Source organism: Pseudogulbenkiania sp. FW507-F1 (assembly GCF_058781125.1).
Genome location: NZ_JBYSWM010000019.1, coordinates 52,058 through 78,298 on the forward strand (window position 1 = coordinate 52,058; position 26,241 = coordinate 78,298).

Annotated in this window: 23 protein-coding genes; 5 read left to right on the forward strand and 18 right to left on the reverse strand. The window is 62.0% G+C overall.

Features of this window, described 5'->3' with window-relative positions:
* Nucleotides 1-192: 192 nt before the first annotated feature.
* Complete coding sequence (locus tag AC3WG5_RS13255; protein ID WP_492569018.1) at nt 193-630, reverse strand: GFA family protein; 438 nt, start codon at nt 628-630, stop codon at nt 193-195.
* 360 nt (nt 631-990) lie between these two features.
* Here AC3WG5_RS13255 and AC3WG5_RS13260 point away from each other — a divergent pair, with 360 nt between their 5' ends.
* On the forward strand, nt 991-1,707 hold the full coding sequence (locus tag AC3WG5_RS13260; protein ID WP_492569019.1) for a glutathione S-transferase N-terminal domain-containing protein: 717 nt from the start codon (nt 991-993) through the stop codon (nt 1,705-1,707).
* 305 nt (nt 1,708-2,012) lie between these two features.
* On the opposite strand, the gene AC3WG5_RS13265 is transcribed toward AC3WG5_RS13260, so the two are convergent.
* On the reverse strand, nt 2,013-3,401 hold the full coding sequence (locus AC3WG5_RS13265; protein WP_492569020.1) for an FAD-binding oxidoreductase: 1,389 nt from the start codon (nt 3,399-3,401) through the stop codon (nt 2,013-2,015).
* Between the two features lie 81 nt (nt 3,402-3,482).
* Between AC3WG5_RS13265 and serA the strand changes: the two genes are divergently transcribed.
* Nucleotides 3,483-4,712 (forward strand): phosphoglycerate dehydrogenase, encoded by a 1,230-nt coding sequence (serA, locus tag AC3WG5_RS13270; protein WP_014086705.1) that lies wholly within the window; start codon nt 3,483-3,485, stop codon nt 4,710-4,712.
* A gap of 90 nt (nt 4,713-4,802) precedes the next feature.
* On the opposite strand, the gene accD is transcribed toward serA, so the two are convergent.
* The 14 genes from accD to leuC form a co-directional block, all read right to left on the reverse strand.
* Nucleotides 4,803-5,672: an acetyl-CoA carboxylase, carboxyltransferase subunit beta gene (gene accD / locus AC3WG5_RS13275; protein WP_492569021.1), complete on the reverse strand. Its 870-nt coding sequence runs from the start codon at nt 5,670-5,672 to the stop codon at nt 4,803-4,805.
* 84 nt (nt 5,673-5,756) lie between these two features.
* Nucleotides 5,757-6,545 (reverse strand): tryptophan synthase subunit alpha, encoded by a 789-nt coding sequence (gene trpA / locus AC3WG5_RS13280; RefSeq protein ID WP_492569022.1) that lies wholly within the window; start codon nt 6,543-6,545, stop codon nt 5,757-5,759.
* A 12-nt stretch (nt 6,546-6,557) separates the two neighbouring features.
* Nucleotides 6,558-7,757, reverse strand: coding sequence for a tryptophan synthase subunit beta (gene trpB, locus AC3WG5_RS13285; protein WP_008953716.1), 1,200 nt, complete (start codon nt 7,755-7,757; stop codon nt 6,558-6,560).
* Nucleotides 7,744-8,367, reverse strand: coding sequence for a phosphoribosylanthranilate isomerase (locus AC3WG5_RS13290; protein WP_492569023.1), 624 nt, complete (start codon nt 8,365-8,367; stop codon nt 7,744-7,746). The genes trpB and AC3WG5_RS13290 overlap by 14 nt, the downstream gene beginning before the upstream one ends.
* Nucleotide 8,368: 1 nt before the next feature.
* The gene (gene truA, locus AC3WG5_RS13295; protein WP_492569024.1) at nt 8,369-9,157 is read right to left on the reverse strand and encodes a tRNA pseudouridine(38-40) synthase TruA; all 789 of its coding nucleotides are present in this window, start codon (nt 9,155-9,157) and stop codon (nt 8,369-8,371) included.
* Nucleotides 9,154-9,753 (reverse strand): hypothetical protein, encoded by a 600-nt coding sequence (locus AC3WG5_RS13300; protein ID WP_492569025.1) that lies wholly within the window; start codon nt 9,751-9,753, stop codon nt 9,154-9,156. The genes truA and AC3WG5_RS13300 overlap by 4 nt, the downstream gene beginning before the upstream one ends.
* Nucleotides 9,754-9,784: 31 nt before the next feature.
* On the reverse strand, nt 9,785-11,977 hold the full coding sequence (locus tag AC3WG5_RS13305) for a FimV/HubP-related protein (protein ID WP_492569026.1): 2,193 nt from the start codon (nt 11,975-11,977) through the stop codon (nt 9,785-9,787).
* 78 nt (nt 11,978-12,055) lie between these two features.
* Nucleotides 12,056-14,392 (reverse strand): motility hub landmark protein FimV, encoded by a 2,337-nt coding sequence (locus tag AC3WG5_RS13310; protein ID WP_492569027.1) that lies wholly within the window; start codon nt 14,390-14,392, stop codon nt 12,056-12,058.
* A 174-nt stretch (nt 14,393-14,566) separates the two neighbouring features.
* Entirely contained in the window at nt 14,567-15,580 is a 1,014-nt protein-coding gene (locus AC3WG5_RS13315; protein ID WP_492569028.1) for an aspartate-semialdehyde dehydrogenase, read from the reverse strand.
* A 93-nt stretch (nt 15,581-15,673) separates the two neighbouring features.
* Complete coding sequence (gene asd / locus AC3WG5_RS13320; RefSeq protein ID WP_492569029.1) at nt 15,674-16,786, reverse strand: aspartate-semialdehyde dehydrogenase; 1,113 nt, start codon at nt 16,784-16,786, stop codon at nt 15,674-15,676.
* Nucleotides 16,787-17,089: 303 nt separating this feature from the next.
* Nucleotides 17,090-18,154: a 3-isopropylmalate dehydrogenase gene (gene leuB / locus AC3WG5_RS13325; RefSeq protein ID WP_014086695.1), complete on the reverse strand. Its 1,065-nt coding sequence runs from the start codon at nt 18,152-18,154 to the stop codon at nt 17,090-17,092.
* 63 nt (nt 18,155-18,217) lie between these two features.
* The gene (gene leuD, locus AC3WG5_RS13330; protein WP_492569030.1) at nt 18,218-18,856 is read right to left on the reverse strand and encodes a 3-isopropylmalate dehydratase small subunit; all 639 of its coding nucleotides are present in this window, start codon (nt 18,854-18,856) and stop codon (nt 18,218-18,220) included.
* A 33-nt stretch (nt 18,857-18,889) separates the two neighbouring features.
* On the reverse strand, nt 18,890-19,177 hold the full coding sequence (locus tag AC3WG5_RS13335) for an entericidin (protein WP_492569031.1): 288 nt from the start codon (nt 19,175-19,177) through the stop codon (nt 18,890-18,892).
* Entirely contained in the window at nt 19,161-20,567 is a 1,407-nt protein-coding gene (leuC, locus tag AC3WG5_RS13340; RefSeq protein WP_294863675.1) for a 3-isopropylmalate dehydratase large subunit, read from the reverse strand. Before leuC ends, AC3WG5_RS13335 begins: the two co-directional genes overlap by 17 nt.
* 314 nt (nt 20,568-20,881) lie before the next feature.
* Here leuC and AC3WG5_RS13345 point away from each other — a divergent pair, with 314 nt between their 5' ends.
* Nucleotides 20,882-21,667, forward strand: coding sequence for a helix-turn-helix transcriptional regulator (locus AC3WG5_RS13345; protein ID WP_492569032.1), 786 nt, complete (start codon nt 20,882-20,884; stop codon nt 21,665-21,667).
* A gap of 61 nt (nt 21,668-21,728) precedes the next feature.
* Here the strand turns inward: AC3WG5_RS13345 and AC3WG5_RS13350 are convergent, their stop codons facing one another.
* Nucleotides 21,729-22,139 (reverse strand): RNA-binding S4 domain-containing protein, encoded by a 411-nt coding sequence (locus AC3WG5_RS13350; protein WP_492569033.1) that lies wholly within the window; start codon nt 22,137-22,139, stop codon nt 21,729-21,731.
* Nucleotides 22,136-22,789: a fumarylacetoacetate hydrolase family protein gene (locus tag AC3WG5_RS13355; protein WP_492569034.1), complete on the reverse strand. Its 654-nt coding sequence runs from the start codon at nt 22,787-22,789 to the stop codon at nt 22,136-22,138. Before AC3WG5_RS13355 ends, AC3WG5_RS13350 begins: the two co-directional genes overlap by 4 nt.
* Nucleotides 22,790-23,096: 307 nt before the next feature.
* Here AC3WG5_RS13355 and AC3WG5_RS13360 point away from each other — a divergent pair, with 307 nt between their 5' ends.
* Together AC3WG5_RS13360 and AC3WG5_RS13365 are read left to right on the forward strand one after the other, a co-directional pair.
* Nucleotides 23,097-24,866, forward strand: coding sequence for a PHA/PHB synthase family protein (locus AC3WG5_RS13360; RefSeq protein ID WP_492569035.1), 1,770 nt, complete (start codon nt 23,097-23,099; stop codon nt 24,864-24,866).
* Nucleotides 24,867-24,960: 94 nt separating this feature from the next.
* Nucleotides 24,961-26,142 carry an acetyl-CoA C-acetyltransferase gene (locus AC3WG5_RS13365; RefSeq protein ID WP_014086687.1) on the forward strand — a complete coding sequence of 394 codons (1,182 nt, stop codon included), beginning with the start codon at nt 24,961-24,963 and terminating at the stop codon, nt 26,140-26,142.
* Nucleotides 26,143-26,241 lie beyond the last annotated feature (99 nt).

Here is a 26,241-nt window from a genome sequence, read left to right on the forward strand (position 1 = left end):
CGTATTGTCTGTCGGACCAGCCGCCCCAGCCGGTTGCGCCGCGAGCGTAATTCGATGGGTTTGCCCCTGGGTCTCAGGGCACCAAACCGTCCTTAGCTTGAAGCTGCCAGAACAGGCGGCACACCCTTTCAAAGCAAGCCGAATAGACCTCGTTCATCTTGCCAAATTCTATCCATGCCCTCCTGAGGAACATCAAGCGGAGGTCATGATGCGGACCCGCTGAAACCAGAGTCTTTTCCAGCGCTCCACCTTCTCGCTGGCGGTCAGCGCCTTCGGCGAAACCGGAATGCTCTCGCCAAAGCGCACAACACCATCGATAGCCCGGCTGTTTACGACAGCGAAACTCCGCCGCTCGCCTTGGTCATCTTGATAATGAATGGCAACCAGCACACCACATGCCGTGCACACCAGACAATCCGCGATCCCCGCACCTTGGCGATATCGCGTCACCATGTGCTCGTCTTGCAGACGAATGAGCAGCGAACCATCCGGGTCAGCCACATACGCCGCGCCGTGCTTATGGCAAAAATCGCAGTCGCATGCCCGCGGGCGATAGGTTGCCGGGGCATGGGGAAGCGTCATTTCGAAGTGGATATTTCCGCAATGACACCCGCCGTTCAGTCTGTGCATGACAACTCCCCCGATGCCTGAATCAAAGACAACATCCTGACAGACATCCATTCCCATGTCCCTGCCGCCCCCGACCTGCTTTGTTCCTTGCCGACGGTGGCTATTGCTCTACCCCTGAAACACCCTGCGGGCCGGTCCTCGACATGGAGATCGGTCTTCAAGAGGAGGAGCTCATCATAGCCCCCCACTGTCGCCGCAAAATTTTGCCTAGCCAGGAAAAATGTTCACCAATCATAGGCACAATATATCGAGAGGGGCGATATGGCTGTGCCAAAGCAGACGAAAAAGCCCTCTCGGGACAAAAATCGCCCCAGTGTTTATATTGGTTACTTTGATTGCAAACAACATGCCAAGGAAACCATGACCGATCTTTCCGCCTTTCCCATCACGAAGAAGTGGCCCGCGCGCCATCCCGACCGTATCCAACTCTATTCATTACCGACACCCAACGGCGTCAAGGTATCGATCATGCTGGAAGAAACCGGCCTGGCTTACGAGCCGCATCTCGTAAGCTTCGAAACCAACGACCAGATGTCGCCGGAGTTCCTGTCGCTCAATCCGAACAACAAGATTCCGGCAATCATCGATCCGAACGGTCCGGGTGGAAAGCCGCTGCCGCTGTTCGAATCCGGCGCGATTCTCGTCCATCTTGCCGACAAGGCGGGGAAATTCATGCCGCAGGATCCGGCGGGCCGCTACGAGACGCTGCAATGGCTGATGTTCCAGATGGGCGGCATCGGCCCGATGTTTGGACAGGTGGGGTTCTTCAACAAGTTCGCCGGCAGGGAGTACGAAGACAAGCGACCGCGCGACCGCTACATTGCCGAGTCCAGACGCTTGCTTGGCGTACTCAACCAGAGACTCGCCGACCGCAAGTGGATCATGGGAGAGGCCTACACGATTGCCGACATAGCGACCTTCCCCTGGGTGCGCAACCTGATCGGTTACTACGAGGCCGGTGAACTGGTGGGGATTGCGGATTTTCCGCATGTCACACGCGCGTTGGATCAATTCCTTGCACGCTCCGCCGTGGCAAGAGGACTGACCATTCCCAGCCGAAACGCAGCTCCTGTGTAAGACCGTACGAAAGCCTCATCAAGCTATCCACAGCCATCGCTGAATAACCCTGTGGATAAACCATGAATAACCCGAAAAACCCTTTTCGGGTTAGCCACTTGCCGTTACCGCCCAAAAAACCGTCAAAATCCTGCAAGATTTCCCCACAAACTCACAACCCGGCTGAATAGTGCCGTGGACAGTCTGTGGAAAACAGCAACAAGATATTGTTACAAAAGAGGAAAATCAAGCCGGTTAAAAAATAGGCAAAAGCGTGTTACACCAACGAAATCCCTCGTGACATACGCGCCCTCTTCGGCAAGGTTTTACAGCAATTTACCCGGGTTCATCACCCCGTTCGGATCGAACACTGCCTTGATGGCACGCATCAGCGCGATCTCCTCGACACTGCGCGTCACATCCAGATAATCGCGCTTCAAGAGGCCGACGCCGTGTTCGGCCGACATGCTGCCGCCGAATTCCCCCACCAGGGAGAAAACGTGTTCGTTGACCTGCTCGCAGGCGCGGCGGAAGTCGTCCAGTTCCAGCTCGTCGGGCTTCAGGATATTGATGTGCAGGTTGCCGTCGCCGATATGGCCATACCACAGCACCTCGAAATCCGGGTATTCGCGCGACAGGATGGCATCGAGCCGTTCGACGAAGGCCGGCACCCGGCTCACCGTTACCGCGATGTCGTTCTTGTAAGGCTTGTAGGGGGTGATCGACTCGCTGATGTCCTCGCGCAGCCGCCACAGCTCCTTGGCCTGCTGCTCGGACTGCGACAGCACCCCGTCCACCAGCCAGCCCTGCTCGGCGCACGCCTCAAACACGGCCAGGACCACCTCCTCGGCATCGGCGGCCAGTTTCTCGAACTCTAGCAGCACGTAGTAGTCGGCTTCGCCCTCGAACGGCCGCTTCACGTGGCCGCGCGCCAGGACGTGGCGCATCGCTTTTTCCGAGAAAAACTCGAAGGCGTTGAGATCGAGCCGTTCGCGGAAGGCGTGAAACAGCTTCATGATGTCGGTCAACTGCGGCACCGCCAACACCATTACCCCCAGCTCGGCCGGCTGACGAGCCAGCTTCAGGGTGGCATCGACGATGAAGCCGAGCGTCCCTTCCGAGCCGACGAAGAGGTGGCGCAGGTCGTAGCCGGTATTGTTCTTGGCGAGCCCATTATTCAGCCGCAGCACTTCACCTTTGCCGGTGACCACGGTCAGCCCCGCCACCCACTCGCGCGTCATTCCGTAGCGCACCACCTTGATACCGCCTGCGTTGGTGGCGATGTTGCCGCCGATCTGACTCGATCCGCGCGAGGCGAAGTCCACCGGGTAGTAGAGCCCATTTTCGGCAGCGAACTGCTGCAGTGCCTCGGTGATGACGCCGGCCTGGCAGCGCACGGTGCGCGCGACCGGATCGAAGTCGCTGATGGCCTTCATGCGGTCGAACGACACCACCACCTCGCCCTGCCGGGCCACGGCCCCGCCAGACAATCCGGTACGGCCGCCGGAGGGCACCAGCGCCACCTGCTCACGGTTGGCCCACTGCACGACGGCAACGACCTCGTCCACGGTTTGCGGGAACACCACGGCGGACGGCGCGGGCTGGTAGTAGCGGGTCCAGTCCAGCCCGTAGCGGGCCAGAGAATCGGCATCGGTGGCAACGCGGTCGGCACTGAACATGGCATGCAGCTCGGCAAGCAGGCGGGGAGCGATCATCGGCAACTCTCTGGTCAAGACGGAAAATCCGGAGTAATAATGAATAATACTTGAGTTTTTTGGTCAACAACGGAACCCGGCATGCAAAACCTTTCGCTCGCCAAGGACAAGATCAAGATACTGCTTCTGGAGGGAGTCCACCAGACGGCAGTCGACAGCTTCCGTCAGGACGGTTACAGCCAGATCGACTATCACAAGAAGGCACTGGCCCCGGAAGAACTGCTCGAACGCATCGCCGACGCCCATATCATCGGCATCCGCTCGCGCAGCCAGCTGACCGACGAGGTCTTCGCCGCCGCCAACAAGCTGATGGCGGTCGGCTGTTTCTGCATCGGCACCAACCAGGTCGACCTCAAGGCCGCCGCCCGCCACGGCATCCCCGTATTCAACGCGCCGTTCTCCAATACCCGTTCCGTCGCCGAACTGGTGATTGCCGAAGCGATCATGCTGATGCGCGGCATCCCGGAGAAAAGCACGCTGGCCCATCGCGGCGGCTGGTTGAAATCGGCCGACAACAGCTACGAGGTGCGCGGCAAGACGCTGGGCATCGTCGGCTATGGCCACATCGGTACCCAGGTCGGCATCCTCGCCGAATCCCTCGGCATGAAGGTGGCGTTCTACGACACGGAGAACAAGCTACCGCTAGGGAACGCCCACCAAGTCGCAACGCTCAAGGAACTACTCGGCCAGGCCGACGTGGTCACGCTGCACGTACCGGAAACGCCTGACACCCAGGACATGATTGGCGCCACGGAACTGGCTGCGATGAAGCCCGGCGCCCACCTGCTCAACGCCTCGCGCGGTACCGTGGTGGACATTGAAGCGTTGGCCGAAGCGCTGCGCCGCAAGCACCTGCACGGCGCCGCTATCGACGTCTTTCCTGTCGAGCCCGAGGGCAACGGCGAGGCGTTCAGCTCGCCGCTATGCGAGTTCGACAACGTGATCCTGACGCCGCACATCGGCGGCAGCACGCTGGAGGCACAGGCCAACATCGGCGGCGAAGTGGCCGCCAAGCTGATCAAGTACTCCAACAACGGCTCGACGCTGACCGCGGTGAACTTCCCGGAGGTCTCGCTACCCGAGCATCGCGGCAAATGTCGGCTGCTGCACATCCACAAGAACCAGCCCGGCGTATTGGCTCGCATCAACGACGAGTTTTCGCGCGCCGGCATAAACATCGCCGGCCAGTACCTGCAGACCAACGAGGAGATCGGCTACGTGGTGATCGAGATCGACAGCGCCGCCAGCCAGACCGCGCTGGAGACCCTGCAGCGCATTGAGGGCACCCTGCGCTGCCGCGTGCTGTACTAAGCACTCCTCCGCCAAAGCCCCCCTCCGGAAAAAGCAAAACCCCGCCAACCGGCGGGGTTTTTAGTTCGAGCGGACAACCGCGCGAAAGGATCAGGCGACCGCGGGTTCCTTCATCAGGATCGAGATCAGCGAGGCCACCTTGGCCTTGAGCTCGCGGCGATCGACGATCATGTCGATGGCGCCCTTCTCCAGCAGAAACTCGGAACGCTGGAAGCCTTCCGGCAGGGTCTCGCGCACGGTCTGCTCGATGACACGCGGACCGGCAAAACCGATCAGCGCACCCGGCTCACCGATCACCACGTCGCCGAGGAAGGCGAACGAAGCCGAAACGCCGCCCATGGTCGGGTCGGTCAGGATCGAGATGAACGGCAGCTTGTGGTCGGTCAGCAATTGCAGCGCGGCACTGGTCTTGGCCATCTGCATCAGCGAGCTCAGGCCTTCCTGCATGCGCGCGCCACCCGAGGCGGAAACGCAGATGAACGGCGCCTTGGCTTCCACCGCAGCTTGTACGCCGCGCACGAAACGCTCCCCCACCACCGAGCCCATCGAACCACCGATGAACTTGAATTCGAACGACGCCACCACGGCCGGCAGCGTCAGGATGCTGCCCTGCATGACCACCAGGGCGTCGTCTTCGCCGGTGGCGTTCTGCGCCGCCACCAGACGATCGGGGTAACGCTTGCCGTCCTTGAACTTCAGGATATCAACCGGTTTGACTTCGGCACCGATCTCGCGGCGGCCTTCGGCATCCAGCAACATACCCAGGCGATCCCGTGCAGAGACCGCGTGATGATGGTTACACTTCGGGCAAACCTGCAGATTGCTTTCCAAGTCGGTGTAATACAGCACCGCTTCACAGGCCGGGCACTTGCTCCACAGCCCCTCCGGTACCGCCGAGGACTTTTCGGCGCGATTCTCGCGCTTGATCTTCGGCGGCAGGAGTTTATTCAACCAGCTCATGCTGACTCCTTGCTCATTCGCTCCGGCAACAACAGGTTGGCCGAAGCATGATTGCCCCGCGGCACGAAACCGCGGGGACATGTACTAACTAATGGCGGCCTTCAGTTCGGCGACCAGGGGGGTCAACCGCTCGCGAGCGGTCTCGGGCGTTGCCGCCTCGATTTCCTGGACCAGACGGCTTCCCACCACGACAGCATCGGCCGTGACGGCAATGGCACGCGCGGTTGCACCGTCGCGAATACCGAAGCCGACACCGATAGGCACATGAATGTATTGTCTAAGGGCGGCAATTTTACGCGCTACGTCGTCAATGTCCAGATTTCCAGCACCGGTCACGCCTTTCAGTGACACATAGTAAACATAGCCGCGCGCATGACGAGCGATCTCGGCCACCCGCTGGAGCGGTGTGGTCGGCGCCAACAGGAAGATCGGGTCGATACTTTCCTGTTGCAGCGCCGTGGCCAGTTCCTCCGCCTCTTCCGGCGGGCAATCGACCGTCAACATACCGTCCACCCCGGCGGCGGCGGCACGCTTGGCAAATTCAGCATAGCCCATGGCACACAGCGGATTCAGGTAACCCATCAGCACCACCGGCGTGGCGCTGTTGGTCTTGCGGAACTCGGCGACCATGTCGAGCACATGGCGCAGGCCGACCTTGTGTGCCAGCGCGCGCTCGGAGGCTCTTTGAATCACCGGCCCGTCGGCCATCGGGTCGGAAAACGGCACCCCCAGCTCGATGATGTCGGCACCGCCCTCGACCAGGCCATGCATCAGGCTCACGGTCAGATCCGGATGAGGATCACCCGCGGTAATGAACGGAATCAGGGCCTTCTTGCCGGCCAGTGCGGCAAAACATGCTGCAATACGTGACATGCTTACTCCTGCTTACAAGGTCAGGCCGGACAGGCTGGCCACGGTATTGATGTCCTTGTCGCCGCGACCGGACAGGTTGACCAGAATGACCTGATCCTTGCTCATGGTCGGCGCGGTCTTGGCCGCCCAGGCCAGGGCGTGGCTGGACTCGAGCGCCGGGATGATACCCTCGTAGCGGCACAGGTCGTGGAATGCCTTGAGCGCCTCGTCGTCATTGATCGCGGTGTATTCGGCGCGACCGATATCCTTGAGGTAGCTGTGTTCCGGACCTACCCCCGGGTAGTCCAGGCCGGCGGACACCGAGTGCGTCTCGATGATCTGACCGTCTTCATCCTGCATCAGGTAACTCTTGAAGCCGTGCAGCACGCCCGGCTTGCCGATGGACAGCGGTGCGGCATGGCGACCGGTCTCGACACCGTCCCCACCCGCCTCGACACCAACCATGCGCACGCCGTCGACGCCGATGTACGGATAGAACAGGCCAATGGCGTTGGAACCGCCACCGACACACGCCACCACCACGTCCGGCTGGCGACCGATCATTTCCGGCATCTGCACCTTGCATTCCTCGCCGATCACGGTCTGGAAGTCGCGCACCAGCATCGGGTAGGGATGCGGACCGGCGGCAGTACCCAGGATGTAGAACGTGCTGTCGACGTTGGTCACCCAGTCGCGCATCGCTTCGTTGAGCGCATCCTTGAGCGTCTTGGAGCCGGATTCGACCGGCACCACGGTGGCGCCCAGCAGCTTCATGCGGTACACGTTGGGCGACTGGCGCTTGACGTCTTCCGCCCCCATGTACACCACGCATTCGAGGCCATAACGGGCGGCCACGGTGGCCGACGCCACGCCGTGCTGGCCGGCGCCGGTCTCGGCGATCACGCGCTTCTTGCCCATGCGCCGGGCCAGCAATGCCTGGCCGATGGTGTTGTTGACCTTGTGCGCGCCGGTGTGATTCAGGTCTTCGCGCTTGAGATAGATCTGCGCCCCGCCCAGCAGTTCGGACCAGCGTTTGGCGTGGTAGATCGGCGAAGGGCGGCCGACATAATGCTTCAGTTCGTAATGAAACTCTTCCCAGAACGCCGGGTCAGCCTTGGCGCGTGCGTATTCTTCGTTGAGTTCAGCCAATGCCGCCATCAGCGTTTCGGCGACGTAGATGCCACCATACGGACCGAAATGGCCGCGGACATCCGGAAAATCATACCGATCCATGCCTTGCTCCTGATATGAATGCCGCCATCTTGGCCGCATCCTTGATTCCTTTTCCTTGCTCCACCCCGCTCGACACATCCACGGCGGCGGGTTGAACCTTTGTCACAGCATCCTGCACGTTGTCCGGCGTCAACCCCCCGGACAGGATCAGCGGCAACGGCAGATCCGCTGGCAGCAGCGTCCAGTCAAACACCGCGCCGGTACCGCCATGAGCGCCCTCAACGAAGGCGTCGGCCAGCAAACCACGCGCATCGTGATAGGCCGCCGCCCATTCTAGCAAATCCACCCCCGGCCTGACCCGCACAGCCTTGAGATAGGGCCGGGAGAACGAGCGGCAAAACTCGGGAGACTCCTCGCCGTGGAACTGCAGAATGTCTACCGGGCAGGCGTCGAGAACACGGCGCACGAAAGCTTCGTCAGGATTAACGAACAGGGCCACCACACTGACGAAAGGCGGCAGCTCCCGCACGATGGTTCGCGCCTGCTCCAACGAGACGTTGCGCGGGCTTTTCTCGTAAAACACTAGGCCGATGGCGTCGGCGCCCAAACGGGCCGCTTCGACCCCGTCTTCCGGCCGGGTGATGCCGCAAATTTTTACTCGGGGACGCATCTCATCTCCACAATGTCAGCCGGGCGGGGTCGCTCGCCGCCGTCACGCCAAACGACTCGGGGTACCCTACTCCGGTCAGATACAGGCCATCCGGCATGAAGGTAGGGGGGGCGTGACGACGGTCCCGAGCCGACAACAGATCGACCATGTCCTCCGGACTGAGCGTCCCCTTGCCGATATACACCAGTGCCCCGACGATGTTGCGTACCATGTGATGCAGAAAGGCATCCGCCAGCAGGTCGAAGCGGATGAAACCGTCCGCCTCGTGAATATCCAGCCGCTGCAGGTGTTTGACCGGCGACTTGGCCTGGCATTCGGCAGCCCGGAAGCTGGAAAAATCATGCCGTCCCAACAGATGAGCAGCCGCTTCCCGCATCGCCGCCACATCCAGCGGCTGGTGATACCAGCCTACCTTGCCCGCCAGGAGGCAGCTGCGCACCGGGTGGGTCAGCAGGAAATAACTGTAGGAGCGGGAAAAGGCCGAGAAGCGCGCATGGAACTCCTCGTCCACCTGCTTGGCCCAGACCACGGCGATGTCCGCCGGCAGATGGCTGTTGACGCCACGCACCCAGGCATTCTCCGGACGCTCGGCCTCCACATCGAAATGCACCACCTGCATCAGGGCATGGACTCCGGCATCGGTCCGGCCGGCGGCCACCGTATTTATCGGCGCGCAGGCGATGTGCGACAAGGCCAGATTCAGTTTGTCCTGCACGGTATTGCCGTGCGGCTGGCTTTGCCAGCCCGCAAACGCCCTGCCGTCGTACTCGACCCCCAACGCCACTCTCATGCAACCGCCTTCATGACCGCTCCCAGACCCACCGCCAACGACACCAGGACCACGTTATCGGATGCCCTCCAGCGGTAAACCCTCAACTGTACCCCATCCGGCGCAGGTAACGCCATGGCTTCGGCCATGAGGGAGCGCCAGGCACTTCGCGTGCGCGGCCGCGTCGCCGCCAGCAACTGCTCGGCATAGGAAAGGGTCAAGCACAGGCGCAAGGCAAAACGCTCCGATGACAGGCCCACCCAGTGCAAGGGACGTAGGAGGAACAGCAGGCCAGCCAGCACCCCATCCCGTCCCACCGCCAACCAGATACCACGAATCAGCCACACCAGAATGAGCAGCCGCAAGACATGACGCGCTCCTTCGGCCAACCCCTCACGCGTCGGCGCCCAGGCAGCATCGAACAAGGCATCGCCCGGCACCGACCACCCCATGGTCAACCACAACGTCAGCAACAGCCAGCGCATCCGGCGCAGCGACTGCCCTACCCCCGTCCGCTCTTGCACGTTGAGCAGCACCGCGGCGACCACGGCCAAGAACGACAACGGCACCAGGGGTAGAAACTGCACCACCAGTGCCGCCATCAGCCAACACAGCAAGATTGCCGCGGGATGGAACGTCTCAGTCAGATCAAGCCGAATCTTCAGACTCCTTCAACAAGGCCTTGGCCGCCTCAGTATCCCCCATCTCCATGTACAGCCGCGCCAGTTCCTGTTTGTCCGAAGCCGATTGAGGTACCTCGGCGGCCAAGGGAACCTCAGCAGCAAGGGAGGCCTGGGTCGGCACGGCCGATCCATCCCCTAGCACGACGGGGGGAACCGCCGCTCGTGCCTCCGCACCAGCCGCCGGAATAGACACTGCGGCCGGCACCGCGACACCTTCGGCGCGCGCAAGCGGCTCCATGTCAAATAACGGATTGCCCGGCAGGGTTACCCGCCCCAGCTCACAGACACGCTGCCACAAGGTACTATCCTTGCCAAACACGCCTTTCGCTGCCGTCGCCTCGAGGATGAAGGGCTGTTTGTCCGGCAGGGCGGACAAGGCTTCCAGCAATTTAAACCGTACATCCTGCCGCATCGGCTCCCGCACCAGCCCTTCTCGCAGCAAGGCCAAGGCCTGATCGGTACGGCCATAAGCAAGATAGACCTCCGCCTCGGCCACCAGGTCGACCGGGCTCAAGTCGATTCCCCCACCCTGCTTGCCGCCCGCCATCAAGGTGGTGAGCGGCCCCATCGTCAGCAGGGACGGATTGGCACCAACGCTCAACGCCGTTGCAAGGCCGTTCGCACTGCCGGCTTGCCGATTCCGGCGTCGCCGCAACCACCACCACCCCCCGCCCAGCAATGCCACGCCCGCAGCACCGGCACTATAGAGATAAGGAGAATTGTCGCCCAATGCCTTGCCCAGGCTCTCCATCGCGCCGGGCTCAGTACCGGCAGCGTTTCCGACCGGCGCGGTCTTGGTTGTAGGCGCCTTGAGCTGGGCAGAATGGGCTGCCTCTTGCTGCAAGGCATTCAGCCGTTGCTGCAGCGCCTGAAGGCGCTGCTCCGCCACCGCGAGCAGTTGGTCCTGCTGCTGAAGCCGGCGTTTCAACTGCTCCTCCCTCTGCACCTCCTTGCTGGGCTGTATAACCTTATCGCCGACCACAGGCACGACCGCAGCCGCAGCTGGAGCGACCACAGGGGCAGTTGCTGGCACGGGAGCAGCAAGCTGCGCTGGAGCAGCAGAAGACTCTTTCACGGTTGCCTTATTGCCACCCGGTGGCGCCTCGGCAATGCGCCAATTTGCCGGATAGGCCAGTTGCGCTCCGGCTTTCAGCCTGTCGACATCGCCGGCGATAAAGGCTTGCGGATTGGCGGCATGCAGCCGGCGAATCACCTGCTCCACCGAGCCCGCGCCCTCGGTGCGCTGCGCGATAGCCCCGAGCGTGTCCCCGCGCCCGACCCGATAGACCTTGGTCTTTGCCGCATCACGAACCACGCCGGCAGCCTCTCCCCGAGAAGAACGGACAATCTGACGGGCAGTTTCAGGGGGGTCGAACAACAGCGAATAGCTTCTTGCCAGTTTAAGGGTGCCGACTCCGACCTCGAGCCGCAGCGAGAGCACGGGTTCTTCGACGATTTGAGAGGAGAAAAGCCGCAGCATCGTCTTACCGCTCGCTGACTTGACAAACTCGTAGCCTATCGACGCTAGCAAATGGGCCTGCTGTGCCCCCACCGCACCACTGGGCAGCACCACGGCAGAGAGCTGCTTGTGCTCGGCATGAAGCCGCCCCAGCACCTCCACTTCGGCAAGCAAGGGCTCGCCAATAAAGGACTGCACCTTGAGTTCACCAAGTCCCAGCGGTGTTAGCCGGGCATGATGATCGGCAGTGACAGCGGCTTTCTTGCCTTCGTCATCAGGCAGGGGGTGACGTTTTGGGTGGCGTGGCCCATCGCGGCGGTAATCCACATCGAATTCGCGCACCAGGCGCCCGGCAGGCCAGCTGATTTCCACGGCAAAATGCAGCGTGGGCTCATCGAAATTGGCTGGGCCGGCAACACGTACTTTCGAGAGCGTTCCATCGACCTGCTGCACCAGAGAGAACTGGAGCTTGCCGGCTGATGGCGTGTACGGGGAGATCAGAGGGTAGTGATTGCGGTCGGCTAGTCCAATCGACGCGTTGGCGCCAACGGCTTCATCGACCAGGGGAATTTCCGCCTCAAAAGGCTCCCCGTCCGAGGACAGCACCTTGATCGGCCCCAACCCAGCATGGGCCTGCACCGCGACCCCCAAAGAAGACAGCAAAGCGGCAATCGCCGTCATTCTGATGACAGAGTCCATTCTGTTCATTCCCTGTCTAGCAAGCCTCCGGTGGAGCCGAAACGAACCAGCCCTCGAAGGAGGGCCGGAGTTTCACGATCAAGAACCTATCTTGGCCAGCAATTGTTCCGCCTCCGCCTTCAGCCCGCCCTGGGCTTCGGAAAGCAGATCTTCCAGCACTTCCTTGGCGCCGTCCTTATCCCCCATATCCAGATAAACCTTGGCCAGATCGAGTTTGGTGGACAAAGGATCGTCATTGACCGACAAGCCCTCCAGCGAGGCGGCCTCCGGTGCCGACTCAGCCCCCAGCATACCTTCGTAGAGGGCGTCAAAACCGGCCGAACCTGTCTCTTCGAGCCCCAGATCGGGAGCCGTATCGGCTTTACCCTGCTGCCCAGCCTCGCCGGACGGCTCGCTCAACATCGAATCGAGATTGAAGTCGAAATCGAGCAGATTTTCCTGCATCGCCTCCGAGGCTGCCGGGTCACCCTGTGTGGCGCCCGCCTCCGGCTTCTTGGCAGAGAGGTCAAAAGCGGCATCCAGGTCGAAATCGAGCATATTCCCCGGATTGGCCTCCTCCGCAAGCCCGGAGGGTGGTGCTTCGGCAAACAGAGCGGCGCGCAACGGGTCGTCGCTTTCGGCCAGACTGGATTGTGTAACAGGAGCGCTCGGTGCCTTTGCTGGCTCGCGGGGAGCAGCGGCGTTTTCTGCCGGCATCGGCGGGGAAGCAGGGGCCGAGGGCTGCCCGAACAGTTCGTGATCAAGGTCAATCGCCGCCGCCGGCGCCGCAATCTGGGCGCTCGCCCCCAGGGCAGAGTCAAGCAGCTGATACAGTGGATTACCCGGATCGAGTACCGCCCCCATCGCCGCCGCCTTGGCCCAATGCGGGCCCTTGCCGTCGAATGCCGCATACAGTTCGCGCGCGAGAGACTCAAAGCCTTCCTTGTCCTGCCGCCCGGCGTGGATTTCCATCAATTTCAAACGTACTTCGTGGCGTGACGGATCGCGGCTCAGCGCATCTTTGAGAATCTCCTCGGCCTGCGCATCCCTACCGTAGGCGATATACACCTCCGCCTCGGCAATCGGATCAACCTCGGCCGTGTCGATAGCCCCCACCGACTGCGTGAAGTTGGCCATGAAAGAATGGCCTCCGCCGATGGCCGACGCCCCACCCTGGAGGTTGATGTTGGAGCTGGCTCCACTACCTAGAACGGCGCCGGCATTGCCGGACGAAAGCTTGAGCGCAGAAGACAAGGACGGGGCCTGACGGCGGCGGCGCGCCACCACCACTCCCAAGGCTGCCAACAGCGCGACGGCGGCGCCACCACCGACCAGAGGCAGATTGTCAACCAGCGAATCGACCCACGACGGCCCAGCCGCCGCATCCCCAGCCTTGGCGCCGCCACCGGCCGCCGGCTTGGCAACTTCATGGCTGTTCTGCAACGCCTTGATTTGAGCCTCGAGTGTAGCAATGCGCTTTTCGGCATCTTTCAATGCCTGCTCGCGGCTAGCCACTTGCTGCTCTACATCGGACAATTTTTCATCCGTGGGCGCCGACGTTTCCGGCGCCATCAGTTTCAGCACCTCCCCACCCTTGACCGGCTGGGCCGCCTGCGGGGCAGCAGCAGCCGGCTTGGGCGCGGCTGCCGGCTGCTGCTCGGGACTGGCTTGTGCCGCGGGGGGCGCCGCATTGGCAGCGAGTGCAGAGGCCGGAGCCAGCAGATGACGGGCCTCGGCCGGAGCAATGGCACGAATCTTGGCCGCCGGTGGCACCTTCAGGTTGACGGCGGCCTTGATGCGGTTTGGGTCCCCGGCGATGAAAGCCGAAGGATTGTTCTTGACCAAGGCAGCCATGGTTTGTTCGAGGGTGGCGCCTTGTGGCCGCACCTGAGCCGCCAGCGTATTCAGCGTCGCTCCCGGAGCCACGTAAAGCGAATCGGCAGAGGTACGTCTTGGCGCTACCGCACCCTCGCGGGCCACGTTGCCACGGTATTGACTAGCGAGACTAGGCGCCGCCTTTGGCAAGGACTGAACAAAGGAGGGCTTGTTGTTGACCTGATAATCGATCGGGTCGAGTAAAACGGTGTACTCGCGCACCGAACGCCCAGAACTGGTTCTAGCCTCCACCACAAAGCGCAAATACGGCTCGTTGATCGGGGCGGAAGACGAAACGCGAACGATGGCACCTCTTCCACTCGGCTCCACCGAAAACTTCAGCGAACTCAGAATGCCCGAATAATCGACGTTAAGGTCCCGGAAAGTGTCCATTCCGGCCAGGCCGACCCGTGCCGAGGACAGTTCGGCGGCATTAACATCGGTCAGATTGATCTCGGCGCGAAATGTTTCACCCAGATAGGATCTGACATTGATTTTCCCCAGCCCCGCCCAAGCATTAGCGGAAAAAAGTACCGCAACGGCGAGAGCGCTCAGCTTCATTTTTGCCCGATTTGCCACAGTTCACCTTCCGGCAACAACCTGCTTAGATGTTTTTTTCAACAACTACCCCATAGTGAAGGCAGTCCTTTATCAGTGCCATCTTAGGCTTTAACAAGCTCTTTAGCTAGATTTCATACCAAGAAAAAAGGCGGCAAAGACTGCCGCCTTGTTCCTTTATCCGAAGTGCCCTGCATTTTGCAAAGCTTCGGCCACAGTGACGCAGCTCATTGCCGCGGCGGCTCTGACGTTGTCAGCCGTAAGCCAGAAGCTGAGGGTCTTTCCGGTACGGCGGACACGGCTTACCCAGACCCGGTCGTTGCCGGCGACTTCCATTGGCGAGGCATAGCCATCCGCCTGCTGCGGCTGGTCCACCACGTGCAGCCCGAGCGATGCAAACAGGTTCCGGGCACGCGAAACCTCAACTTCGGTATCGGTTTCCACCGTGACCGACCACGCGTGGCCAAAGAACACCGGCACCCTGACACAGGTCGCCTCGACAGCGAGCTCATTGCTGCCGAACAGACGGTGCAGTTCATTGACGATGGACGACTCTTCTTCAGTCGCGCCACTCTCGTTGGCATCACCGATCTTGGGCAGCAGGTTGTAGGCGATGCGCTTGGCGTAGACTTCGCACTCGGCCTCGCGCTGGGTGAACAGCGCCGTGGTCTGATTGGCCAGTTCCTCGAGCGCGGCCTGACCGCTTCCGGATACGGATTGGTAGGTGGATACCGTCACCCGTTTCAGACCATGCTCAGCCAGCGCCTTCAAGGCGATGGCCAGCGGCGTGACCGTGCAATTGGGTACGGCGATCAGGGCGCTCTCCGGCAGGTCGGCCACCAGGCTACCGTTCAGGGCAGGAACGAGCAGCGGCACTTCATCATCCTGGCGATAAGCCGAGCTGAAATCGATGACGGTGGCGCCTGCCTCGCGCGCCAGCGGCACGTACTGCCGAGAAATCTCACTCCCCCCCACGAAAATGGCCAACGGCGTCACCTCGAAGCCAAACTCGTCGACCGGGTGAACATTCAGCTCAAGGTTGCCAAAGGAGACGGTTTCCCCATCGTGATCCTGGGTATCCACGGCAAACACGCGGCTAGCGGGGAAGTCACGGCTGGCGAGCAAGTCGAGCACGGCCTGGCCGACGAGACCGGTTGCTCCAACGACGGCAACCTGAATGGGATGAGACATGGTGAATTCCTGTTAGAAATGCATAAAGGGCGCAAAGCGCCCTTTGGGAAAAACAGAACCGGCACTCAGGCCGGTTCGAGCGATGAGCGTATTTTAACGCTCAATCAGGATGCGCAGCATGCGGCGCAGAGGCTCGGCAGCCCCCCACAGCAACTGATCACCGACGGTAAAGGCGGACAGGTAGTCGCCGCCCATGGCCAGCTTGCGCAGACGGCCCACTGGCGTGGTCAGCGTGCCGGTCACGGCAGCCGGGGTCAGATCACGCATCGAGGCTTCGCGGGTATTCGGTACAACCTTGGCCCACGGGTTGGCGGCAGCCAGCATCGCTTCGATCTCGTCGAGCGGCACGTCCTTCTTCAGTTTGATGGTCAGCGCCTGGCTGTGGCAGCGCATGGCGCCGACACGCACGCACAGGCCATCCACCGGTACCGGGTTGGCCGAACGACCGAGAATCTTGTTGGTTTCAACGCCGCCCTTCCACTCTTCCTTGGACTGGCCGTTACCGAGATCCTTGTCGATCCACGGGATCAGGCTGCCTGCCAGCGGCACACCGAAGTTCTGGCTCGGGTAGTCGTCCGAGCGCAGGAAGTCGGATACCTTGCGATCGATGTCGAGGATGGCGGAAGCCGGATCGGCCAGCTTGTCGGCCACCTGGCCATGAATAGCCCCCATACCGGAGATCAGCTCGCGCATGTTCTGCGCGCCAGCACCCGATGCCGCCTGGTAGGTCATCGAGGTAACCCACTCGACCAGGTCGTTCTGGAACAGGCCGCCCAGCGCCATCAGCATCAGCGATACGGTGCAGTTGCCGCCGACGTAGTTCTTCACGCCGTTCGCCAGGCCGTCCTTGATCACGTTCATGTTGACCGGATCGAGAATGATGATGGCGTCGTCTTCCATGCGCAGCGTGGAGGCGGCGTCGATCCAGTAGCCTGTCCAGCCGGCGGCACGCAGTTTCGGGAACACCTCGGAGGTGTAGTCGCCCCCCTGGCAGGTGACGATGGCGTCCATCGCCAGCAGATCATCGATATTCTTGGCATCTTTCAATGCCGGCACGTCACGGCCGATATCGGGACCCTTGCCGCCAACGTTGGAGGTGGTGAAGAACACCGGCTCGCTGATCTGGGCAAAATCGTTTTCTTCACGCATGCGCTGCATCAGCACGGAACCGACCATGCCGCGCCAGCCAACAAAACCTACTCGCACGATAAATATCTCCTGAATGTCGTCGGATAGAGGAAGCTATTTCGCCGGCCTGCTCATCGAGGCCGGTCTTATCTGATGATCAACCCCATTGTGCAGGGCAACAGCGGCTCACACAATGGGGTTGGCGCGTTTTATTTGAACCGCATTTGCCACGCCACTAGAGTCGCCAACAAAACCCAGCGCAGCGGTCTTGGCTAGGCGCGCGGCCGCAGACAATTAGTACGGCAAGTGCTTGCTGGGCGAGTCTCCGCTAGAGATTCGCACGCGAGCGCAACAACGCCAAGAGGGTTTTGTTAGCGGCTCTTACAGCGCGGCGACCACGGCGTCGCCCATGCCCGAGCAGCTGACTTTCTCGCAGCCCGCCTCGAAGATATCGGCGGTACGGTAGCCTTGCTTCAGCACCGTCTTCACCGCACTCTCGACACGCAGGGCCGCCTCTTCCTGACCGAAGGTGTAACGCAGCATCATGGCGGCGGAGAGGATGGTGGCGAGCGGGTTGGCCAGGTTCTTGCCGGCGATATCCGGCGCGGAACCGTGCGAAGGCTCGTACAGGCCCTTGTTGTTCTGGTCGAGCGAGGCCGACGGCAGCATGCCGATCGAACCGGTCAGCATCGAGGCTTCGTCGGACAGGATGTCGCCGAAGATGTTGCCGGTGACCATCACGTCGAACTGCTTGGGATTACGCACCAGTTGCATCGCGGCGTTGTCGACGTACATGTGGCTGAGCTCCACCTCCGGATACTCGCGCGCCACGTCGATGAAGATTTCCTTCCAGAACTCGGTGGTTTCCAGCACGTTGGCCTTGTCCACCGAACACAGCTTTTTGTTGCGCTTCATGGCGATGCCGAACGCCACGTGGGCGATACGGCGGATTTCGCTCTCGCTGTAGCGCATGGTGTTGTACGCCTCGCGCTCGCCCAGCTCGTTGACGGCGATGCCACGCGGCTGGCCGAAGTAGATGTCGCCGGTCAGCTCGCGCACGATCATGATGTCGAGACCCGACACCACTTCCGGCTTGAGCGTGGAAGCGTTGGCCAGTTCGGGGTAGAGAATGGCCGGACGCAGGTTGGCGAACAGGTTGAGATCCTTGCGGATCGCCAGCAGGCCGCGCTCCGGGCGCAGCGGGCGGTCGAGGTTGTCATACTGCGGACCGCCCACGGCGCCCAGCAGCACGGCATCGGCGGCGCGGCACAGCTTCTGGGTGAATTCCGGGTAAGGCTGGCCGAAGGCATCGTAACCGGCCCCGCCCAGCGGTGCCTCTTCCATTTCCAGCGGCAGGCCATCCTGACGCAATACGTCCAGCACGCGGCGCGCCTGGGCAATGATTTCCGGGCCGATGCCGTCACCGGGCAATACTGCAATTTTCATAATCGTGTCCCTTGCTTTCTCTTTAGCATGGACGGACAGCAGGGCTGCCCGCACTGGCCGGAATCAGGCCAACAACCAGGGCTTCTCAGCCTTGAGCTTTTCCTCGTAGGCGCGAATCTTGTCGGCCTGCGCCAGGGTGAGGCCAATTTCATCGAGCCCGTTGAGCAGGCAATGCTTGCGATGCTCGGTAATATCGAAGGCGAAGGATTGACCGGACGGGGTGGTCACGGTCTGGGCCGCGAGATCGATGTCCAGACGGTAGCCTTCGGTTGCCTGGCTTTCCTTGAACAACTGGTCGACCGCCTCCGCCGGCAGCACGATCGGCAGCAGGCCGTTCTTGTAGCAGTTGTTGAAGAAAATGTCGGCGAAGCTCGGCGCGATGACCACGCGGAAACCATAATCTTCCAGCGCCCACGGCGCGTGCTCGCGGCTGGAGCCGCAGCCGAAGTTCTCGCGCGCCAGCAGCACCTGGGCACCGGCGTAGCGCGGATAGTTCAGCACGAAGTCCGGGTTGAGCGGGCGAACACTGTTGTCCATGCCCGGCTCGCCGTGGTCGAGATAGCGCCATTCGTCGAACAGGTTCGGGCCGAAACCGGAGCGCTTGATCGACTTGAGAAACTGCTTCGGGATGATCGCATCGGTGTCGACATTGGCGCGATCGAGCGGGCACACGAGCCCGTTCAATGTGGTAAATGCTTTCATTGTTCCTGTAGGGCCAAGCCCTCTCCCAATACGTTAGTTGCCTTGCGGTGCCGTGCCGTTGACCACGGGGGCCGGCGGGCTCGGACGCGTCGCATCGTCTATCTTGTCGCCCACGCGCTTGGCGGTATCCGATACCGCTTCACCGCCGCGCTGCACGGCGTGGCCGACCGCTGCGCCACCGCGATGCAGGGCATGGCCGACGGCCTCGCCGCCCTGGTTGATGTCCTGACCCAGGCCGTGCACGGTATTGCAAGCGCCAAGCAGCAGGACACCCGTCAGCGGCAGCAAACGGCGCAGCGCGCGCTTAGAAATGACTAACATCGACGAAGTGGCCTGCAATCGCGGCGGCCGCGGCCATGGCCGGGCTTACCAGGTGAGTACGCCCGCCCTGCCCCTGGCGGCCCTCGAAGTTGCGGTTGGAAGTCGAGGCGCAACGCTCGCCCGGCTGCAGGCGGTCGGCATTCATCGCCAGGCACATGGAGCAGCCCGGCTCGCGCCATTCGAAGCCGGCTTCGACAAACACCTTGTCGAGCCCTTCGGCCTCGGCCTGGGCCTTGACCAGGCCCGAGCCTGGCACCACCAGCACCTGCTTGACGTTAGCCGCCTTCTTGCGCCCCTTGGCCACGGCGGCGGCTTCGCGCAGGTCTTCGATGCGGCTGTTGGTACAGGAGCCGATAAACACCACATCCACCGCGATCTCGCTGATCGGGGTGTTGGCCTTGAGGCCCATGTAGGCCAGCGCGCGCTCGATGGAACCCTTCTTCACCGGGTCGCTTTCCTGTGCCGGATCCGGTACGTGGCCATTGATGTCAGTCACCATTTCCGGCGAGGTACCCCAGGTCACTTGCGGCTTGATCTCGGCGGCGTCCAGCGTGACCACGGCGTCGAAGTGCGCACCTTCGTCGGAATGCAGCGTGTTCCAGTAGGCGACTGCCTTGTCCCACGCTTCGCCCTTGGGCGCAAACGGCCGGCCCTTCACGTAATCGATGGTTTTCTGGTCGACCGCCACCAGGCCGGAGCGGGCACCGGCCTCGATCGCCATATTGCACAGCGTCATGCGGCCTTCCATCGACAGGCTCTTGATCGCCTCGCCACCGAACTCGATGGCGTAGCCGGTACCGCCGGCGGTGCCGATTTTTCCAATAATCGCCAGCGCCACGTCCTTGCCGGTGATGCCGGCGGCCAGCTGGCCATCCACGCGCACCAGCATGTTCTTGGATTTTTTCGCCACCAGGGTCTGGGTGGCCATGACGTGCTCGACCTCGGAGGTGCCGATGCCGTGCGCCAGCGCGCCGAAGGCGCCGTGCGTCGAGGTGTGACTGTCGCCGCACACCACGGTCATGCCCGGCAGGGTGGCGCCCTGCTCCGGCCCCATCACGTGCACGATGCCCTGGCCCTTGTCCTTGAACGGGAAGTAGGCCAGTGCGCCGAATTCCTTGATGTTGCTATCCAGGGTTTCGACCTGCTGGCGCGAGATCGGATCCTTGATACCCTCGTCCCAGTGATCGGTCGGGGTGTTGTGGTCGGCGGTCGCCACGATGGACGATACTCGCCACGGCTTGCGGCCGGCCAGTTTCAGACCTTCGAAGGCCTGCGGGCTGGTCACTTCGTGCACCAGGTGGCGATCGATATAAAGAAGCACGGTGCCGTCGGCTTCTTCCGTCACTACGTGGCTGGACCAGAGCTTGTCGTAAAGGGTCTGCGCGGTCATGTCTCTATGTCTTGTCGAAATCTAACGGTGGCGAAATAGCGTGAAATCCATTCTGGCATAGCGTTTACCCCTCATTCAAGCAAACCTTGCCGCAATGCAAAAACGCCAGTTTGAAACGTTCGACGGCACCTAAAGGAACCCGGCGCCATCCGGTTCGCCGCGTCAACATCACCTCCACGGTACCGCGATGACAATGTCGAAACAGAGCGGTGAACCCAGCCTCTGAAGATCAGGATAAAAAACGCTGGCTACTGGAACAAGCCTCTATTTTATCCTAGTATAAAACCCTACCAGCCTTCGCCAGACGATACCCCATGCCGCCACACAATCTTGGCCAGTTCATCCGCAAACACCGTGAACGCCTGCAGCCGGAAGACGCCGGACTGCGCACCACCGGGCGACGCCGCACACCCGGTTTACGACGCGAAGAACTGGCTCAACTGTGCGCCGTCAGCCCCACCTGGATTACCTGGCTGGAACAAGGCAGGGAGGTGTCGGCATCGACCGAGGTGCTGTCCCGCCTGGCCGAGGTGCTGCAACTGACAGCGGCGGAAAGGCATTACCTGTTCACGCTGGCGGGCAAGCTGGATTTGTCCGGCGTACAAAGCGATGCCAGCGCGGCGGACGCCATCGTGGCCAGCGTGGCACACGTCACCGCCCCCGCCTACGTGCTCGACCGGCAGTGGAATGCCCGCGCCTGGAATGCCGCGGCGGAGCAGCTGTTCCATGGCTGGCTGGACACTGGCGCCGGAACGTCGGCACGCAATCTGCTGCGTTTCACTTTCCTGGCGCCGCAGGCGCGGCACCTGATCGACAACTGGCCCTACCGGGCCAAGCGCCTGGTGGCGGAGTTCCGTGCCGACTGCGGCCGCAGCGTCGACGATGCCGAGATGCAACCGTTGATCACCGAGCTGTGCCAGAGCAGCGCCGAATTCACCGCGTTCTGGCAGGACTACGAGGTCACCGGGCGTGAAGGCGGGATACGGGTGTTCCAGCACCCACAACGCGGTCGACTGGTGTACGAACAGGTCACCTTTTACCCGGCTACCCGTCGCGACCTCAAGCTGGTGATGCTGCTACCGGCCCTGCCCTCCCCTTGAGGCGGCATCTCCGGCTCTTCGGCCAACGTTTGAAGTGCATGGCCAACAGCGTGGCCCCGCCTCAGGAACCATTCTTGAAACGCTGGATTTCGCGTCGATCCTTCTTGGTCGGGCGACCAGCACCGTGCGGGAAGGACACCCGTTCGGCCTTGAGCAAGGCCTGCTTCTCCTCGCGCGCCAGTCGCGAGGCTTCGCTTTCAGCGTACAACAACTGCGCCTCGCTGGCCGAGCGTCGCTGCGCGGTCAAAGTTCGCACCTCGATATCGTACTCCAGCTGGTTGATCCGCAAGTGCAGGCGGTCCCCCACCTTGACTACGCGCGAGGCCTTGACCCGTTCCCCGCCCAGCGTCACCCTGCCCAACTCCAGCGCTTCGTGCGCCAGTTGCCGGGTCTTATAGAAGCGCGCCGCCCACAGCCACTTGTCGAGTCGGACCTTGCCTTCCTCGTCCGGCGCAGGATTTTGCCGGCTCATTCGACCACGCTCCACTCGGCCGACACCCACCCCTGCAGATCGAGTCGCAGGCGGTCGCCCGGCTTGACCGCCGCGACGCCCTCCGGGGTGCCGGTATAGATAAGGTCCCCCTCGCTCAGGCCGTAGACCGTGGAAAGGTAATGGATGATGGCGGGAACGGAAAACAGCATCAGACGGGTATCGCCCCGCTGACGCGTCTCGCCGTTGACCTGCAGGGTAAACTCGAGGTGCCCCGGGTCCGCGACGCGTTCCGCGGGAACGAAGGCCGAAACCGTGGCCGCACTGCGAAAGCCCTTGGCCTTGGTCCATGGTAGACCCTTTTGCTTGGCAATACCCTGGACGTCGCGCGCGGTCATGTCGAGGCCGATGGCATAGCCCGCCACATGCTGCAGCGCGGCAGATTCAGGGATGTCCTTTCCACCCTTGCCAATCAGCAGCACCAGTTCACATTCGTGATGAACATCACCGGAATAGGCCGGCAGCCGAATCGGCTCGCCTTCAACGGCCAGCGCCGACGTCGGCTTCAGGAACACCAGCGGTTCCGCCTCGACGGCGTTGCCGAGTTCCGCCGCATGTGCGGCGTAGTTCCGGCCGATACAGAACACATTGCCCACGCGGATGCTCTGCCCGTTCAATTGAACTACCGCCATACTTTGACTCTCCCCTGGTTAAACACGGCTAACGGCAACTCTCAACTATAGCGCCGAAGCCCCGCGAACGGCAGTGCGGACAGACGCAGATTGCACGTGACAACGACCACGCCGTCATATATTATTTTGTTGCACTGCAACATTTGCTGGTCTGCAACAAAACCTCTGGCGTGAATGGTCGTTTCGTGTGAAATTGTCATTTACCACTGTTAGAGTTTGCCAAAACCAGCAGCACCCTCAGGGGGCCCGCGCGTCAGGACAAGCTGATCGGCGGACTGCCCCGACAGATACGCGCAAGGAGAGTACATTGAGCCAGGAAGCACCCATCTCGCTTGAGAAGTTTTTTGCCAGCCTCTCCGAGGCCAATCAACAGTGGATGCAGCAGTTCGTCAATTCCCTGACGCTGGGAGGCACCATGGGCGCTCCTGTCGATGGCGCGGCCAACCCGTGGGCAGGCATGATGAACCATGCCAACCAGCTGTTTGCCATGCAGAGCCAGCTCTACCAGCAACAGATGGGCCTCTGGATGAAATTCCTCGGCCAGGGCAACGCCTCTGGCGACGAAGCCCCCGCCCCGAACAGCGACCGCCGCTTTGCCGCGCCGGAGTGGAACGATCACCCGTTCTACAGCCTGCTCAAGCAAAGCTACCTGGCCACCTCGAAGTGGATGACCGAACTGGTCGACCAGGCCCAGCTGGACGCGGAGGCCAAGGACAAGCTGACCTTCATCACCCGACAGTACATCGACGCCATGGCGCCGACCAACTTCATGCTGACCAACCCCGAGGTGATCAAGCGCGCCATCGAGACCAAGGGCGAGAGCCTGTCCGAAGGCATGAAGAACATGATGGAGGACATCAAGAAGGGTCACATCTCGATGTCCGATGAAAGCAAGTTCGAGATCGGCGTCAACATCGTGACCACGCCCGGCGAGGTCGTGTTCCGCAACGAACTGATCGAGCTGATCCAGTACACCCCGACCACGGAAAAGGTTTACGAAAAGCCGCTCCTGATCGTTCCGCCCTGCATCAACAAGTACTACCTGATGGACCTGCAGCCGGACAACTCGATGGTGCGCCATTTCGTGGCCCAGGGTTACCGCGTGTTCCTGATTTCCTGGCGCTCGGCCACCCCGGAGATGAAGCAGTTCACCTGGGAAACCTACATCGAGAAGGGCGTCATCGCCGCCGCCGAGGCGGTCAAGAAAATCACCCGCCAGCCCTCGATGAACGCCCTGGGCTTCTGCATCGGTGGCGTCATCCTCACCACGGCGCTGTGCGTGATGCAGGCCAAGGGCATGAACTGGATCGATTCCGCCACCTTCATGACCTCGCTGCTCGACCATACCGATCCGGGCGAGATCAAGGTGTTCATCGACGAGAACGTGGTGCGCAGCCGCGAACAGAAGCTGGCCAGCGGCGGCATCATCAGCGGCAAGGAGCTGGGACGCACCTTCGCCTCGCTGCGCGCCAACGATCTGGTGTGGAACTACGTGGTGAACAACTACCTGCTGGGCAAGACCCCGGCACCGTTCGACCTGCTCTACTGGAACAACGACGCGGTCGACCTGCCGTTGCCGATGCATACCTTCTTCCTGCGCGAGATCAACCTCAAGAACTCGCTGACCAAGCCGGGCGCCATCACCCTGTGCGGCGTACCGATCGACGTGTCGAAGATCGACATCCCGGTGTATATCTTCGCCGCCCGCGAAGATCACATCGTGCTGTGGACCTCGGCCTACTCTGGCGTGAAGTACCTGACCGGCACGCCAAGCCGCCGCTTCGTGCTCGGCGCTTCCGGCCACATCGCCGGTTCGATCAACCCGGTGACCAAGGACAAGCGCAACTACTGGGTCAACGAAGCCCTCCCGGCAGACCCGGAAGACTGGCTGGAAACCGCGGAAAGCCGTCCGGGCAGCTGGTGGAAGGACTGGGACGCCTGGCTCGCTCCGCAATCGGGCAAGCAGGTAGTCACACCCAAGACCATGGGCAACAAGGAACTGCCCCCGCTCGAGCCGGCACCGGGGACGTACGTCCGCGCCAAGGCCCTGCCGGCGGTGGTGGCCTCGCTGCAATGATCCGGACCCGGTCCCGAGCGATCGGGGCCGTTTTCAACATGCCATTGTCGGCCCAAGATGCTGGCAATTTTAGTTCAATGAACGGAGAAGACTGATGGAAGAGATCGTTATCGTCGCTGCTGGCCGCACCGCTGTCGGCAACTTTGGTGGCTCGCTCGCGAAGATTCCGGCGCCGGAACTGGGCGCCACGGTGATCAAGGCCCTGCTGGAAAAGACCGGCATCGCCCCGGAACAGGTCTCCGAAGTGATCATGGGTCAGGTGCTGACCGCCGGCGTCGGCCAGAACCCGGCACGCCAGGCACTGATCAAGGCCGGCATTCCGGTCCACGTGCCGGCCATGACCATTAACCAAGTGTGCGGTTCCGGCCTGAAGGTGACCCACCTGGCCGCTCAGGCCATCGCCTGCGGCGATGCCGAGATCGTGATTGCCGGTGGCCAGGAAAGCATGAGCATGTCCCCGCACATTCTGCCGGGTTCGCGTGATGGCTTCCGCATGGGTCCGGCCACCCTGGTCGACACCATGGTGTACGACGGCCTGACCGACGTCTATAACCAGTACCACATGGGCGTTACCGCCGAGAACATCGCCGCCAAGTACGGCATTTCGCGTGAAGAGCAGGATGCCTTCTCCGCCGCGTCGCAGAACAAGGCGGAAGCCGCCCGGGCTGCCGGCAAGTTCGTCGACGAGATCATTCCGGTGATGGTGCCGCAACGCAAGGGCGACCCGGTTGCCTTCGCCACCGACGAATTCATCAAGGCCGGCGCTACCGCCGAAGGTCTGGGCAAACTGCGCCCGGCCTTCAAGAAGGATGGCACCGTCACCGCTGGCAACGCCTCCGGCGTGAACGATGGCGCCGCCGCGGTGATCATGATGACCGCAAAGAAAGCCGCCGAGCTCGGCCTGAAGCCGCTGGCCCGCATCAAGGCCTACGCTTCGGCCGGCGTCGAGCCGTCGATCATGGGCATGGGCCCGGTACCGGCCACCCAGCGCGTGCTGGAACGTGCCGGCTGGAGCCTGGGCGAAGTCGACCTGATCGAAGCCAACGAAGCCTTCGCGGCGCAGGCGTTGGGTGTGGCTCGCGAACTGCAGTGGGATGCCGACAAGGTCAACGTCAACGGTGGCGCCATCGCCATCGGTCACCCGATCGGCGCTTCCGGCTGCCGCATCTTGGTCAGCCTGCTGCACGAAATGCAGCGCCGTGACGCCAAGAAGGGTCTGGCCACGCTGTGTATCGGCGGCGGCATGGGCGTGGCACTGGCGGTCGAGCGCGACTGACTCCACCCCTGAAGCGCAGACAAGCCGGGAATGTTTTCCCGGCTTTTTTCATGCCATACGGCACTGACAGGCCGCGCGAGTCCCCTTATACTCGCTCGC

Coding starts and splice junctions, on each gene's coding strand:
- trpB (WP_008953716.1), bottom strand. CDS start 7,757: ATGGATCGGTATGATTTTCCGGATGTCCGCGGCCATTTCGGTCCGTAT.
- AC3WG5_RS13350 (WP_492569033.1), bottom strand. CDS start 22,139: ATGAGCCGGCAAAATCCTGCGCCGGACGAGGAAGGCAAGGTCCGACTC.
- accD (WP_492569021.1), bottom strand. CDS start 5,672: ATGAGCTGGTTGAATAAACTCCTGCCGCCGAAGATCAAGCGCGAGAAT.
- trpA (WP_492569022.1), bottom strand. CDS start 6,545: ATGTCACGTATTGCAGCATGTTTTGCCGCACTGGCCGGCAAGAAGGCC.
- AC3WG5_RS13310 (WP_492569027.1), bottom strand. CDS start 14,392: ATGAAGCTGAGCGCTCTCGCCGTTGCGGTACTTTTTTCCGCTAATGCT.
- truA (WP_492569024.1), bottom strand. CDS start 9,157: ATGAGAGTGGCGTTGGGGGTCGAGTACGACGGCAGGGCGTTTGCGGGC.
- AC3WG5_RS13265 (WP_492569020.1), bottom strand. CDS start 3,401: ATGATCGCTCCCCGCCTGCTTGCCGAGCTGCATGCCATGTTCAGTGCC.
- AC3WG5_RS13335 (WP_492569031.1), bottom strand. CDS start 19,177: ATGTTAGTCATTTCTAAGCGCGCGCTGCGCCGTTTGCTGCCGCTGACG.
- AC3WG5_RS13345 (WP_492569032.1), top strand. CDS start 20,882: ATGCCGCCACACAATCTTGGCCAGTTCATCCGCAAACACCGTGAACGC.
- AC3WG5_RS13290 (WP_492569023.1), bottom strand. CDS start 8,367: ATGCGTCCCCGAGTAAAAATTTGCGGCATCACCCGGCCGGAAGACGGG.
- leuD (WP_492569030.1), bottom strand. CDS start 18,856: ATGAAAGCATTTACCACATTGAACGGGCTCGTGTGCCCGCTCGATCGC.
- AC3WG5_RS13305 (WP_492569026.1), bottom strand. CDS start 11,977: ATGGACTCTGTCATCAGAATGACGGCGATTGCCGCTTTGCTGTCTTCT.
- AC3WG5_RS13365 (WP_014086687.1), top strand. CDS start 24,961: ATGGAAGAGATCGTTATCGTCGCTGCTGGCCGCACCGCTGTCGGCAAC.
- AC3WG5_RS13260 (WP_492569019.1), top strand. CDS start 991: ATGACCGATCTTTCCGCCTTTCCCATCACGAAGAAGTGGCCCGCGCGC.
- AC3WG5_RS13255 (WP_492569018.1), bottom strand. CDS start 630: ATGCACAGACTGAACGGCGGGTGTCATTGCGGAAATATCCACTTCGAA.
- AC3WG5_RS13315 (WP_492569028.1), bottom strand. CDS start 15,580: ATGTCTCATCCCATTCAGGTTGCCGTCGTTGGAGCAACCGGTCTCGTC.
- AC3WG5_RS13355 (WP_492569034.1), bottom strand. CDS start 22,789: ATGGCGGTAGTTCAATTGAACGGGCAGAGCATCCGCGTGGGCAATGTG.
- serA (WP_014086705.1), top strand. CDS start 3,483: ATGCAAAACCTTTCGCTCGCCAAGGACAAGATCAAGATACTGCTTCTG.
- leuC (WP_294863675.1), bottom strand. CDS start 20,567: ATGACCGCGCAGACCCTTTACGACAAGCTCTGGTCCAGCCACGTAGTG.
- leuB (WP_014086695.1), bottom strand. CDS start 18,154: ATGAAAATTGCAGTATTGCCCGGTGACGGCATCGGCCCGGAAATCATT.